The organism is Hyphomonas oceanitis, assembly GCF_036964545.1.
GTDB lineage: Bacteria > Pseudomonadota > Alphaproteobacteria > Caulobacterales > Hyphomonadaceae > Hyphomonas > Hyphomonas oceanitis.
Window position 1 is genome coordinate 78,450 of record NZ_JBALTL010000005.1, and the last position, 12,996, is coordinate 91,445.

Consider the following 12,996-nt stretch of genomic DNA (forward strand, 5'->3'; position numbering starts at 1 on the left):
TGAGGCCGGCATGCAGATAACCGAACTCCGCATCGCCGGCTTCAAGTCGTTCGTCGACCCGCAAACCGTGCCCGTGGAACCGGGCCTTACGGGCATTGTGGGGCCGAACGGCTGTGGCAAGTCCAACCTGCTTGAGGCCCTTCGCTGGGCCATGGGCGCCAGCTCGGCAAAGGCCATGCGTGGCGGCGAGATGGACGACCTCATCTTCTCCGGCGCGCAAGGCAGGCCCGCGCGCGAGACGGCCGAAGTCACGCTCGTGCTCGACAATTCCAAACGCACGGCTCCTCCCGAGTTCAATTCCTCGGACACACTGGAAATCGTGCGTAAACTGCGCCGCGGTGCGGGCACATCCTACAAGCTCAACGGCCGGACAGTGCGTGGCAAGGACATCCAGCTCCTGTTCGCGGATGCTTCGACGGGCGCCAACTCCCCTGCCCTCGTGCGCCAGGGCCAGATTTCGGAACTGATCGGCTCCAAACCGCAGAACCGCCGCCGGATCCTGGAAGAGGCCGCAGGTATCGCTGGCCTCAACACACGCCGCCATGAAGCCGAACTGAAGCTCAATGGCGCCGAATCGAACCTTGAACGCCTGACGGAAGTGTCTGCCGAGGTGGAGCGCCAGCTGGCCAGTCTCAAGCGTCAGGCCGGCAAGGCCCGTAAATACAAGCGCCTGTCGGACGAAATCCATGCGCTCGACGCGCTTGTTGCGCATTTGCGCTGGAGCGAAGCCAAGCTCGCCTGCGATATTGCCCGTGAAAAACTGGAAGAATCGCGCCGTGCCGTCGAAGACCTGACGCGCCGGGACGCGATTTGCGAGCGTGAGCGAATCGAAGCCAGCGAAGGCCTCGGCCCGCTGCGCGAAGCCGAAAGCGTCGCCTCGGCCAAGCTCGGCCAGGCCCGTATCGCACTGGCCCGTCTGGAAACCGAGCGCAAGATCGCCGCCGACGCCCATGCGCGACTGGAAGCAGAGGCAACCCGCCTCATTGAAGACCTTGAGCGCGAACAGGCAGCAAAAGCTGAAGCCGAAGCCGCAACCCAGAACGCGCGCAACGAACTCTCCGCGCTGCCCGTCATGGACGAAGCGCGCAATGACGAGATCGAGGCCGAGATTCGCGCCCGTCTGGAAGCCGCCAGAAGCCAGTTGTCAGCCGCCGAAGAAGCCGCTGACAACGCGCAGGCAGCGCTTTCTGAAGTACGCGCACGCCGAAAGGCGTCGGAAGAAAATGTCGGCGCCCAGACGCGTCGTCGCGATCAAATCACGTCCGATATAAATCGGCTGACCACCGAGATGGCTAGCCTGGAAGACGCTGTGTCGCTCGTGCGCAAGCTTAAGGATGCCAAGGACGCCGAAGCGCAATCCGAGCAAGCATTGCAGGATGCCGAGACCGCGGTCGAAGCCGCCGAAGCAAGGCTAACCGAGACACGCGCGGCTGAAGCGGATGCCCAGCCTCCGCGCGACGCAGCCGACAAGGATGTGCGCGCACTCGAAGCCGAGATTGCTGGCCTGCAAAAACTCCTGCGCAAGCCCGATGGCCCCAGCGCGCCGCCCGTTATCGACCGTATCCGTACCCGTGATGGCTATGAAAAGGCCGTTGCTGCCGCGCTTGGGGACGATATCGAGGCGCCGACGGACCGTTCCGCGGCCATGTTCTGGAGCGGCGCCGCCGCTGCAACGCAATCCCTGCCCAATGGCGCAACCGCGCTGAGCGAATTCGTCGAAGCGCCTTCCGAGCTGGCGGCCCGCCTGTCACAGTGCGGCGTTGCAGCTGCAGAAGATGGCGCTCGCCTGATGGCCGAATTGAAACCGGGCCAGCGCCTGGTTTCGCGCGAGGGGCATTTGTGGCGCTGGGATGGCTTCACACGCACACCGGATGCGCCTGTATCTGCCGCCGCGCGCCTTGAACAACAGGCCCGGCTTGAAGCCGCGCAAAAAGAGATCGGCCCCCTTCAGGCCGAACTTGAAAACCACACCAGAACGCTAACCAAAGCCCGCGATGCCCGGCTGGCAGCCGAGGAAGCCCTTCGGGGCCTCCGCCAGACCATTGCACCGGCCCAGCGTAGCCTCAGCGAGGCCCGCACACGGGTCACGGAAGCCTCACAGGCCTCCGAACGAGCCGCCATGAAGCGCGACACCGCCGGTGAAGCCCTTGCACGCGCCAATGCCGACCTTGCTGTGGTCAAGGAAGCCCTGTCGCTGATGTCGCCACAGTCTTCCGCTGAGGAAGAATCCACGCTTGAGGAGAGGCTGACTGAGGCACGCATGGGCGTCACAAGGGCCCGCGATGCCGAAATCGAGGCGCGCGGCCAACTCACCGACATTACACGCGGTCGGGAACAGGCCGCCAACCGGCGCGCCGGGCTCGAGCGCGATGTCGAGACCTGGACCACACGCGCGATCGCCGCAGGTGAGCGTGTCGAAAGGCTTGTTCAGCGGCGCGCCAGTGCCGCGTCCGAAGCCATCGCCGCCAAGTCTCGCCCTGAGGAACTCGCCATTGAAATCGAGGCCATGGCCGCCGATGTCGAGCGGCTTGAAGCCGAGCGCAAACGCATCGCTGACCAGCTGTCGGAAAAGGAAACCGCTGCGCGCGAAGCTGAGACCGCTGCACGTCAGGCTGCCGTCGCCGCATCTGAATCGCGCGAGACTCTGGCCGGCTGGAGCGTGAAGCTGGAAACGGCTGAAGGCCGCCTCGAAGAAAGCGTCGAGATCGCCCGCAACTCGTTCCAGCGCACGCCCGAAGGCCTGCTGGCCATTGCCGAGTCAGGCCTCGACGAAGCCGAGATGGGCGAGTTCACGCCGCGCGATGCAGAGCGTAAGGTTGAAGACCTTCGTCGCGAGCGCGACCAGCTTGGCGGCGTGAACATGAATGCCGAGGAAGAGGCCGAGGAACTCGAAACCCGCCTCGGCAGCCAGGTTCACGAGAAGGAAGACCTGACGGCCGCTATCGCCAAGCTGCGCGAAGGGGTCGATGCGCTCAATGCCGAGGGGCGCGAACGTCTGCTGGCAGCTTTTGAGACCGTCAACGAGCACTTCAAGGCCCTGTTCACGGCCCTTTTCCGGGGCGGCCAGGCGGAACTCCGGCTTGTCGACGCCGAAGACCCGTTGAATGCCGGTCTGGAAATTTTCGCCCAACCGCCAGGCAAAAAGCTGGGCACGCTGAACCTGATGTCAGGCGGCGAACAGGCCCTGACAGCGGCTGCCCTGATCTTCGCTGTGTTCCTTTCACGGCCTGCACCGATTTGCGTTCTGGACGAGGTGGACGCGCCGCTTGATGACGCCAACGTGGACCGTTTCTGCAACATGCTGAACGAAATGCGCCAGCGCACCGATACGCGCTTCGTGGTCATCACCCACAACCCCGTTACCATGAGCCGGATGGACCGTCTTTTCGGCGTTACCATGCGTGAACAGGGCGTTTCAAAACTCGTTTCTGTGGACCTTGAGGCCGCCGAACAGCTTGTTGCGGCGGAGTAGCGCAGACCCACAGTCAGGAATTGCAATAAAAACAAGGAATTGTGTTTCTGTAATCGCGGTTGACTTGGCAGAGCCCCCCTCATAGTTTGCGCCGAAATCCGGGGGTCTCCCGATCAGCAAGGATTCGCGGCTGCGGAGCGCTTAAAAACATGTCCAGTGAGGGTCCAGACGGCCTTGGTGAGGAAATCGCCAAAGCAAGGGCAGCCCGCGCTGAACGGGAAGCGACAAAGCAAGCCCAGACCAAGGCTGACGAAGGAAATCATTCGGCTGGGGCCTATGCCCTGCGATATGGCGCGGAATTTGGCGCCAGCATCTTTGTTGGTGGCTTCATGGGCTACTGGATTGATGTTTTCGCAGGAACGAAGCCCTGGGGCTTGCTGATCATGGGGTCTTTTGGCTTCGCAGCGGGCATTCGGGCAATATTGAACGCCTACAAAGAGCTGAATGCTCAGGCGCTGAAACAGACAGAGGGGCCGCAGGCCTCCGAAGACGGGAATTGAGACGGATGAACCTGTTTATGCCGAGCGTTGCGCTGGATCCCATCCACCAGTTCAAGGTTACCAAGTGGCTCGACTTCAATGTCGGCGGCATCGACCTGTCGTTCACAAACGCATCCGGCTTCATGGCGCTCGGCGTCATCCTGACGATCGCCTTCTTTGGTGTCGCCGCGTCGAAAGGCCAGCTTGTACCTTCGCGCCTGCAGTCGCTGGCCGAGATCGGTTACGGCTTCGTGGCTGACATGGTGCGCGGCGCAGCAGGCGAGGAAGGCCTCAAGTTCTTTCCGTTCGTGTTCACGCTCTTCTTCTTCCTGTTCTTCGCGAACATGATCGGCATGGTGCCTTACGCCTTCACCACGACGAGCCATATCATCGTGACCGGCGCCCTGGCCCTGCTCGTGATTTCGATCGTTATCGGCTTCGGGTTCTACAAGAACGGCTTCAAGTTCCTGAAACTGTTTGCGCCATCGGGCGCGCCATGGCCAATCTATATCATTCTGATCCCGATCGAGATCATTTCCTTCTTTGCCCGCCCGCTGACCCTTTCGCTGCGTTTGTTCGCCAACATGCTCGCCGGACACATCATGCTGAAACTGTTCGCTGGTTTTGCTGTCGGCCTGATCGCAGCAGGTGGCGCCTACATCATCATCGCACCGTTCGCTTTTGCCATGGGCGTTGCGCTCAACGCGCTTGAGCTTCTGGTGGCTGGCCTGCAGGCTTACGTCTTCGCCATTCTGACCTGTGTGTACCTCAACGACGCGCTCCACCCCGCACACTAGTTACCCTTTCGCCGGTGCGGCCACATGGTCACACCAAACCGCTTGACGCCGCACACGGAACACGCTTCACGGGCGGCACTTTGTAGAACAACAGCATTCCCATAAGGAGATCCCCATGGAAGGCGATATCACCCTCGGCCTCAAATATGTTGGCGCAGGCCTCGCAACACTCGGCATGATCGGTGCCGCTATCGGTGTGGGCAACATCTTCGGCTCGTTCCTCGACGCCGCAATGCGCAACCCATCCGCTGCCCCACAGCAGACCGGTAACCTCTTCATCGGTATGGCCCTCTCCGAAGCGCTCGGCATTCTGTCGTTCCTCGTGGCCATCCTGATCCTGTTCGTCGTCTAAGAAGCTTTTCTGCTTCGGGCTGGCGACACTTGCGTCTCCAGCCCTGACGACTGACATGAAACCGAGGATAATTTGATGCTGATCGCATTGCTTGCAGAAACTGCGGCCCACGGGTCCGAACATCTTGCGGAAGACACACCGCCGCCGTTTCCGCCGTTCGAAACGTGGCATATGCCGTCCCAGCTGTTCTGGCTGGCGGTTCTGTTCGGCATCCTCTATCTCACCATGTCGCGGGTCATCCTGCCGAAACTGTCGGATACGCTTGAAAAGCGCTCTGACCGGATCGCATCCGACCTCGACCAGGCGGCTCGCTTGAACGACCAGGCGACGGAAGCCCAGCAGGCCCTTGAGCTGCGCATTGCGCAGGCCAAGAACAAGGCCCGTGAAACGGCTGACAAGGCACGCGCCAAGATGGATGCCGAAATGGCAGCCGAAACGTCACGCGTTGACGCCGAAATTGAAAAGAAGCTGGATGCGGCTGACGAGCGGATCGCAAGTCTTCGCGTTGAAGCCATGAAGAATGTCGAGCAGATCGCCATTGAAACAGCGGACACTATTGTTGGCCGTTTCGGCGTGTCGGCTTCGAAATCCGAGCTGAAAAAAGCCGTTACCGCGGCGCTGGAGTAGTCACATGCGGACGATGAAATATCTCATCCCGATGAGCGTGCTTGCCGCAAGTGCGGCCCTGCCGGCCCTTGCGGCTGAAGAAGGTCATGGTGAGGGCTTCATTGGCGGACTGGCCTATGCGTTCACCGATCCGGTGACGTTCACAGCCTTCCTGGCATTTGTTGTCTTCCTCCTGATCGCTGCTCGCATGGGCGCCTTCAAGACCATTCTGGGCGGCCTGGACAATCGCGCCAGCGCCATCTCTGCCGAACTGGAAGAAGCCCGCAACCTACGCGAACGTGCAGCTGAGGCACTCGCCCTCGCCGAGCGTCGCCAGCAGGATGCCGACAAGGAAGCCGAGGCGATGATCGACCAGGCCAAGGCTGATGCGAAACAGATCATGGCAGAAGCCCGCAAGGACATTGCCGACCGTCTCGTTCGTCGTGAAGCGCTGGCAGAAGCCCGCATCCACCGCGCCGAAGCGGAAGCGACCGAACAGGTTCGCCGCGCTGCAGCTGATGCTGCCATCTCGGCCGCTCGCCGCGTTCTCAGCGAGGATAATGGCGTTGACCAGTTCGAGGCAGCTGCACGCGAGATCGACCGCGCGCTGAGCTAGACACTTACGCCAATCCCAAAAGAAAAGCGCCGCTGGAGAAATCCGGCGGCGCTTTTCTTTTGGCGTTGGAGAAATGGCTATTCGGTGGTGTCGTCCACTATGGCGCCCGGCTGGAGCACCTGGTTCACCAGCGACCGTGGCACCTGACCGGCAGGGCACGTCATGGCCACAGGCGTGCCATTGCTGATTGCTGGCATGGATGCCCGCATTTCAGATGTCAGAGGTTGGGACCGGAATACCCACGCAAGCACCAGCATTGCCCCGATTGCGACCACTATGCCGCCTATCGTGCCCCAGCCTATGCCCATGTCTGCATCCGCCTGACGGATGGTCGCTGCTGTAGGACGGGCCGCCTCGGCAATCTTGACCCCGGCGACCGGACGATGACCGTTGCCATTGGTGCCCTTGAGTGATGCCGCAGCGAGCGCGGCAGCGCCTTGAGCCTCAGGCGCAGGTGCGGGCTTCTTGCCTAGCTCTTTCTCGCGCTGTGCCTTGGCGTGGAGCGCCAGAGGGTCCTCAGGGTGGGCGGCGAGCCAATCGGCGCGCTCGTCCTCGTCCTTGGAGCCGTAGCCCATCCATTCACGCAGGTCGGTACGACCATCTCGGCTGCCAAGCTCGTCCACGGCCTGGTAAAAGCCTTCTGGCGTCTTGCGAGACGTCATGCTGGCTATCGAGAAGCGTTTGTTGGTCCGGAATGGCTCATAGGGAATGGTCTTGTCGAGCGCCATCTGAACAAGCGTGCCAGGACGGGAATGTCCGACCGAGGCGGCAGCCCTTACCCAGTCGCTCTTAACCGCGTTCTCAGACCAAAGGACGAGCATGGACGTCGAGTTCATCGCATTACGCGCGTCCTTGGCGTCAAAAGTCTCGTCGACCTGCTTCTGGTCAAACCAGACTTTGAATTTGAGGGCGCGAAGCCGCCTTGCGATCAGCTTCGCCGTGTCGCGATCTTCGTTCGCGGATACCAGAAAGACGTCATATGCCATGGGGTCATTCCTGCAACTCTTGTGCCGAGCATAGCAATACTGCCCCCCTTGGCCACCCAATTCCGCTTTCAGGCGACAAAACTGCCTGTTTTTCGCTGCGAAATAGCGCTAAGGCCCCCGTCAGACAGTCAGAAAAAGGAGGCCGGAATGGGCTTCAAATGTGGAATTGTGGGCCTGCCCAATGTAGGCAAGTCGACGCTCTTCAACGCGCTTACGCAGACGGCCGCCGCACAGGCCGCCAACTATCCGTTCTGCACGATCGAGCCGAACGTTGGTGAAGTCGCTGTGCCAGAACCCCGGCTGAATGAACTGGCCCGGATTGCCGGCTCCAAGGAGATCATTCCGGCGCGAATGAACTTCGTCGATATCGCTGGCCTTGTTGAGGGCGCGTCCAAGGGCGAAGGTCTGGGCAACCAGTTCCTGGCCAATATTCGCGAAACCGACGCGGTTATCTACGTGCTACGCTGTTTTGAGAACGATGACATCACGCACGTCCGCGGCACAGTCGACCCGATTGCAGACTTTGAAGTTGTCGAAACAGAGCTGATGCTGGCTGACCTCGAAAGCCTCGACAAGCGCAAGGCCGGGGTCGAGAAGAAAGCTAAATCAGGTGACAAGGATGCCAAGGCGCAGGTTGCGCTGATCGACCTCGCCCTGGCTGAACTCAATGAAGGCCGCCCTGCCCGCAAGGCCGCCGTGCCCAAGGACGAGACGCGCGCCTGGAACATGCTCCAGCTGCTGACATCCAAACCCGTCCTCTTCGTGGCCAATGTCGATGAAGACAGCGCCGCCACCGGCAATGCCCATTCCGAACGTGTGATGGAGCGCGCCAAGGAAGAAGGCGCAGGTTGCGTGGTGTTCTCGGCCCAGATCGAGAGCGAGCTAGCCCTGCTCGACGATGCCGACCGCGCCGAATATCTTGAGACGCTCGGACTGGAAGAGCCCGGTCTCACGCGCCTGATCCATTCTGGCTATGACCTGCTCAACCTGCAGACCTATTTCACTGTCGGCCCAAAGGAAGCGCGCGCGTGGACCATCCGGCGCGGCTGGACGGCCCCAAAGGCGGCCGGCGTCATCCATGGTGACTTCGAGAAAGGCTTTATCCGCGCCGAAACTATTGCATATGCCGATTTTGTCGCCAATGGCGGTGAGGCGGGCGCAAAAGAGGCCGGCAAGATGCGTGCGGAAGGCAAGGAATATGTCGTGCAGGATGGCGATGTGCTTCACTTCAGATTCAACGTTTGAGGAGGGATCTCACTGACATCATTTTGAGCGTGTAGATATGAGCAAGAATTAACTATCGCGTAAGGTATACACATCATTCTACCTTCCGGAGAGACATTCCTAGCTGTGGGGATGCAGCTTGGGAAATCGCGATGCAGAGAATACGTTTTCACTACCGCCCATCTACCATCCTTGCACTTGCCGGGCTCCTGCTGCCATGGGGGATGACCAATGCCGCGACCGATACGGATACATTCGATGTAACTGTAACAGTTATTGCAGCATGCGATATTTCGGCGGCCGATCATGACTTCGGCACTTACGACGCACTGTCGCCGACGCCGCTTGATTCTACATCGACAATTTCGGTTACCTGTACGTCAGGCGCGAGCTATTCCGTCGCGCTGAATGCCGGAACCACGGGCGGTGGTACGATCCCGGCCCGCCTCATGACGGATGGCTCCAACACACTCTCATACAACCTCTACACGAACGCAGGCTATGGCACAGTCTGGGGTGATGGTACGGGTGGCTCTGCAGAAGTGACCGGCACCGGGAGTGGCGCCTCTCAGGACCTGACTGTTTATGGACGCATGCCTGCAGGTCAAGGCGAACCTGCCGGTGATTATTCTGACACAGTGACCGCAACGATTACGTACTAGCAGGCGGAGGGAAATTCCGATGTTCACACGAATGAAAGTCGCCGTTTTGGGGGCCGCAGTTTCCTCCCTGTTCCCGTCTGCAAACGCTCTCGAAATCGCCCCAACAATGATCACTCTGGAGCGAGACCGCCCCATCGCCACCTTGAAGCTGGCCAATGATGGGGCGACAGAAAAGACGTACGAGTTGACCGGGTTTTCATGGCGGCAACGGGACGGCAATGACCAACTATCCAAGGCTCCGACACTGATCATCACGCCTCCGGTGACATCGCTTGCGCCTGGCGAAGAAACCCTGGTCCGCGTTGGTCTCGCTTCGGCCTCTACACATAGCGATGGCGAAGAGACATATCGGATACGCGTTCGAGATATCACCCCCGCCAGCCCGAACGCCGCGAACGCCCTTCGTATCCGCATGGAGTTCCTGTTGCCTGTAATTGTTCCCGCAAATGCACCTCAGACCAATCTCCGACTCGCCGATGCGCGCGAGCGTGACGGCGCCTTGTGCATCCGTCTGCGAAACGAGGGCAACGCGTACCAGAAGATTATTGGCATAGGCGGCCACAACGGCCCGGCTGAGATGGTCCCCGTCCAGCAATACATCCTGCCAGCGTCTGAGGCCACTATATGTTCGGAAGCGCTGATGGGTGTGCCCCACGCTCTTATTACGGCTGAACTAGCGCCGACATACGCCTCAAATGCGCAAATGCTTTACCTCGCAGCGGGCAATGCAAGTGTTCCGCACCAGACTGACGATTAGTCTTATTGTACCGGGCGCCGTCGCTGGCAGTCTGGTGTATGCAGACACGCCTGCTGCGAGAGAGGGAGGCCGCATGGTCGCCGCTTCCCTTTCGCGTACGCTCGGTCTGAGAGGCTTCCTGTCGTCTACAACTGACACATTCCATATTGTCGAGACACGCCTCAATGGGCAGGTTTCGCCGGACCCGCTCATGATTGTCGAACGGGACGGCATTATCTGGCTCCCTAAAGCCTATCTCGGCCAAGCAGGCCTTAAAATTCCGGCTGGCTTTGAAAAAGTACGCGGCCAGGACTACGTACCGGTCAGCGCCATTGGCGATGCAAAAGTACGCTTCTCGCCAGACCATACCCGTCTCGACATTACCTGCAGCACCGAGTGTTATGAGTCCAACAGACTGGATCTGAACAGCGGCGCGCAACCGGCTTATTCGGCGGTAACACCAGGCCTATTCATCAATTATGATCTATACTCGCAGTTCGGCGACACAGGCGATTCAGTCGCGGGCTTTGCCGAAACAGGCCTGTTCACCCCCTGGGGCACTGGCCTGAACGACATGTTCTGCATTTCAAAGCCTTCGAACGAATGCATACGCCTTGAATCAAACTGGACAATAGATGATCCCGGCTCGACCCGGCGTCTGCGACTGGGCGATACGGTCAGCGATGCCGGAACATGGGGTATCCCGGTGCGCTTCGGAGGAGTGCGATGGGGCACCGACTTCAGCCTCAGCCCCGACATCCTGACCTTCCCTACCCCGTCACTCTCCGGCGACGCGACCGTGCCGGGAACAGTGTCTGTTCTGATCAATGCCACAGAGCGTTTTCAGGGCAGTCTCAAGCCCGGACCGTTCACGATTACGGATTTGCCCGTTGTCACTGGCGCGGGCACAGCGCAGGCCGTCGTTACCGATGTGCTCGGGCGGGAAACGATTGTCACGACGCAATTCTATGCGGCGCCCCAGCTGCTGCGCCCGGGCCTTGCCGACTATTCGCTTGAAGCTGGCTGGCTGCGAGAGGATTTCGGGCTGCAGTCCAACCATTATAGCGACCCCTTTCTCGCGGGGGGCTACGCGCGCGGATTGACTGATACGTTGACCATGGGCGCGCGGGCTGAAATCTCCGATGACGTTTATATCGCAGGCCTATCGGCAACAAAGTCAGGCACACACTTCGGCGTCATCGAAACCTCGGCAGCGCTTTCAGGTAGCGACGGGCATACAGGCAGCCAGTTCCAGTTAAGCCACGAATACCGCAGCCGGTCCCTCACCCTGGGATCGACCGTGACTTACGCTTCTGAAGCCTATAAGCGCATCGGCGAAGACGGCGCCCTGCCCCGCACAACAGCGCGCGCCTTTGTCGGATGGAATATCGATGCCATCGGGGCCGCCACGCTCAACTGGGTCAAACAGGACGCACGTACGGGTAAGGATTATTCAGCTGTAGGCTTTGGCCTCAACAGCCGATGGAAGCGCGCCTCCATCGCCATATCGGCACTCAAGGCAACCGAGCCTGATGACACATTCCTGGCGAGCTTGCGCGTTTCAGTTCCTTTTGGATCCGATGGAACCGCAGCATCGGGACTGGATTACCGCAACAACAACCTAGGCGTCGAAGCACGTTTTCGCAGGAGCGCGCCGCGCAGCGGTGGGCTGGGCTATAATATTGAGATGGAAAGGGATGGCATCGATCGGTTCGCGGGCGGCATGGTCTATCGTGGCGCCGTCGGCGAGGCTTCTGCCGACGTAAGCGATATTGAGGGCCGCCGAGCCGGACGACTGGGACTGCGTGGCGGGCTGGCTTATTTCGGCAGTGAACTTGTCGTGGCCCCGGCTATCACTGACAGCATGGCCTTGGTCGAACTAAACGGCGAGGCTGGCGTTCGCGTCTATCATGACAGGCAGCTGGCCGGCGTGACCGACAAGAGAGGAAGGCTGGTCATCTCGGACATTCGGAACCATGAGACAAATGTCGTTGCCTTCGAACCAACAGACCTGCCTCTCACAGCTGATTTCTCCAAGACCGAAGTAACACTTGTGCCGGGATTCCGAACCGGGCATCGGGTGGAGTTCGGCATCTCACATCATGCGGATGTGATTGCGCATGTCGTTCGACCCGATGGGCGGCCGCTCGAGACGGGGACGCGGCTTGAAGATCGGGTAACAGGCAAGTCTTATGTCGTCGGAAGTGACGGACGTGTCTTCATTCCAGACGCTGACACATTGACCCACCTGACGCATGAATCAGATACGGGTACCTGCGTGGCAAGTCTCCACGGCCCCGCGGGGCAAACGAACATGGCAATCACGGACCTCGGTACGATCACTTGCCAGTTGGTCAACCAAGGCGCTCCGGCATGAGACCCGCCTTCATCCCTCTTAGCCTGTTCTTGGCGCTGGTCATCATCTTCTGCGAACGCGCAGACGCAACTTGCACCGGCATTGGATGCAGCTGCTCGATCAGCGCGGATGACTTGTCTTTCGGCGCCTATGATCCGCTAAGCGCATCCAACCATGATGCGACCGGCGAGGTGCGTGTGACATGCGGGGCGCTCGTCGCAAGCATAACCGTTTCCTACACAATTTCCCTGAGTAGCGGCAGCAGCGGCACATCGCTGGCTCGCACTATGGCCAATGGCGGAACAACACTCCCCTACAACCTGTACACTACTCCGGCCCGAACTAGCATCTGGGGCAATGGAGCGGGAGGTACCGTCACGCTCAGCAACGGTTATTCCCTCAGCCTTCTCGTTCCCAGGACCGACGCTTTCCCGGTCTATGGTCGCATCCCCCCCGCCCAGCCAGTTGGGGCAGGCAGCTATTCCGACTCCCTTGTGGCAACCGTGACCTTCTGACCAACAAAGTCCGGTATGCGTGAGAGGGGTCGTATGCGTTTTCACGCAAGGCAGGACTTGCGGTTCCGCTCCTGTTTCAATAGACGACTAGGTTCGTGTGGAGAGGTGGCCGAGCGGCTGAAGGCGCGCCCCTGCTAAGGGCGTATACGTTAACGCGTATCGAGGGTTCGAATCCCTTCCTCTCCGCCACTTTTG

At 60.2% G+C, this 12,996-nt stretch carries 12 protein-coding genes and 1 tRNA gene; 12 read left to right on the top strand and 1 reads right to left on the bottom strand.

The window, feature by feature from the left end; translation table 11 throughout:
• Nucleotides 1–10 precede the first annotated feature (10 nt).
• The 6 genes from smc (at nucleotide 11) to V7651_RS14095 (ending at nucleotide 6,322) form a co-directional block, all read left to right on the top strand.
• The gene (smc, locus tag V7651_RS14070) at nucleotides 11–3,472 is read left to right on the top strand and encodes a chromosome segregation protein SMC (protein WP_335613511.1); all 3,462 of its coding nucleotides are present in this window, start codon (nucleotides 11–13) and stop codon (nucleotides 3,470–3,472) included.
• Nucleotides 3,473–3,621: 149 nt separating this feature from the next.
• The gene (locus V7651_RS14075; protein WP_051624638.1) at nucleotides 3,622–3,972 is read left to right on the top strand and encodes an AtpZ/AtpI family protein; all 351 of its coding nucleotides are present in this window, start codon (nucleotides 3,622–3,624) and stop codon (nucleotides 3,970–3,972) included.
• A 17-nt stretch (nucleotides 3,973–3,989) separates the two neighbouring features.
• Nucleotides 3,990–4,748: a F0F1 ATP synthase subunit A gene (locus V7651_RS14080; RefSeq protein WP_418887250.1), complete on the top strand. Its 759-nt coding sequence runs from the start codon at nucleotides 3,990–3,992 to the stop codon at nucleotides 4,746–4,748.
• A gap of 115 nt (nucleotides 4,749–4,863) precedes the next feature.
• Complete coding sequence (locus V7651_RS14085) at nucleotides 4,864–5,100, top strand: F0F1 ATP synthase subunit C (protein WP_034737903.1); 237 nt, start codon at nucleotides 4,864–4,866, stop codon at nucleotides 5,098–5,100.
• 75 nt (nucleotides 5,101–5,175) lie between these two features.
• Complete coding sequence (locus V7651_RS14090) at nucleotides 5,176–5,727, top strand: F0F1 ATP synthase subunit B family protein (RefSeq protein WP_035537227.1); 552 nt, start codon at nucleotides 5,176–5,178, stop codon at nucleotides 5,725–5,727.
• Nucleotides 5,728–5,731: 4 nt separating this feature from the next.
• Entirely contained in the window at nucleotides 5,732–6,322 is a 591-nt protein-coding gene (locus V7651_RS14095; RefSeq protein ID WP_084146205.1) for a F0F1 ATP synthase subunit B family protein, read from the top strand.
• Nucleotides 6,323–6,399: 77 nt separating this feature from the next.
• On the opposite strand, the gene V7651_RS14100 is transcribed toward V7651_RS14095, so the two are convergent.
• On the bottom strand, nucleotides 6,400–7,308 hold the full coding sequence (locus V7651_RS14100) for a toll/interleukin-1 receptor domain-containing protein (RefSeq protein WP_335613513.1): 909 nt from the start codon (nucleotides 7,306–7,308) through the stop codon (nucleotides 6,400–6,402).
• A 147-nt stretch (nucleotides 7,309–7,455) separates the two neighbouring features.
• Here V7651_RS14100 and ychF point away from each other — a divergent pair, with 147 nt between their 5' ends.
• The 6 genes from ychF to V7651_RS14130 all read left to right on the top strand — a co-directional run bounded on the left by ychF (nucleotide 7,456) and on the right by V7651_RS14130 (nucleotide 12,990).
• Nucleotides 7,456–8,553 carry a redox-regulated ATPase YchF gene (gene ychF, locus V7651_RS14105; protein ID WP_335592313.1) on the top strand — a complete coding sequence of 366 codons (1,098 nt, stop codon included), beginning with the start codon at nucleotides 7,456–7,458 and terminating at the stop codon, nucleotides 8,551–8,553.
• Nucleotides 8,554–8,684: 131 nt separating this feature from the next.
• A complete protein-coding gene (locus tag V7651_RS14110) occupies nucleotides 8,685–9,194 on the top strand; it encodes a Csu type fimbrial protein (RefSeq protein ID WP_035537232.1) in 510 nt (169 codons plus the stop codon).
• Nucleotides 9,195–9,213: 19 nt separating this feature from the next.
• On the top strand, nucleotides 9,214–9,951 hold the full coding sequence (locus V7651_RS14115) for a fimbrial biogenesis chaperone (protein WP_035537234.1): 738 nt from the start codon (nucleotides 9,214–9,216) through the stop codon (nucleotides 9,949–9,951).
• A 73-nt stretch (nucleotides 9,952–10,024) separates the two neighbouring features.
• Nucleotides 10,025–12,307: a fimbria/pilus outer membrane usher protein gene (locus V7651_RS14120; RefSeq protein WP_335613514.1), complete on the top strand. Its 2,283-nt coding sequence runs from the start codon at nucleotides 10,025–10,027 to the stop codon at nucleotides 12,305–12,307.
• The gene (locus tag V7651_RS14125) at nucleotides 12,304–12,801 is read left to right on the top strand and encodes a Csu type fimbrial protein (protein ID WP_335613515.1); all 498 of its coding nucleotides are present in this window, start codon (nucleotides 12,304–12,306) and stop codon (nucleotides 12,799–12,801) included. Before V7651_RS14120 ends, V7651_RS14125 begins: the two co-directional genes overlap by 4 nt.
• A 99-nt stretch (nucleotides 12,802–12,900) precedes the next feature.
• Nucleotides 12,901–12,990, top strand: a tRNA-Ser gene (locus V7651_RS14130).
• Nucleotides 12,991–12,996 lie beyond the last annotated feature (6 nt).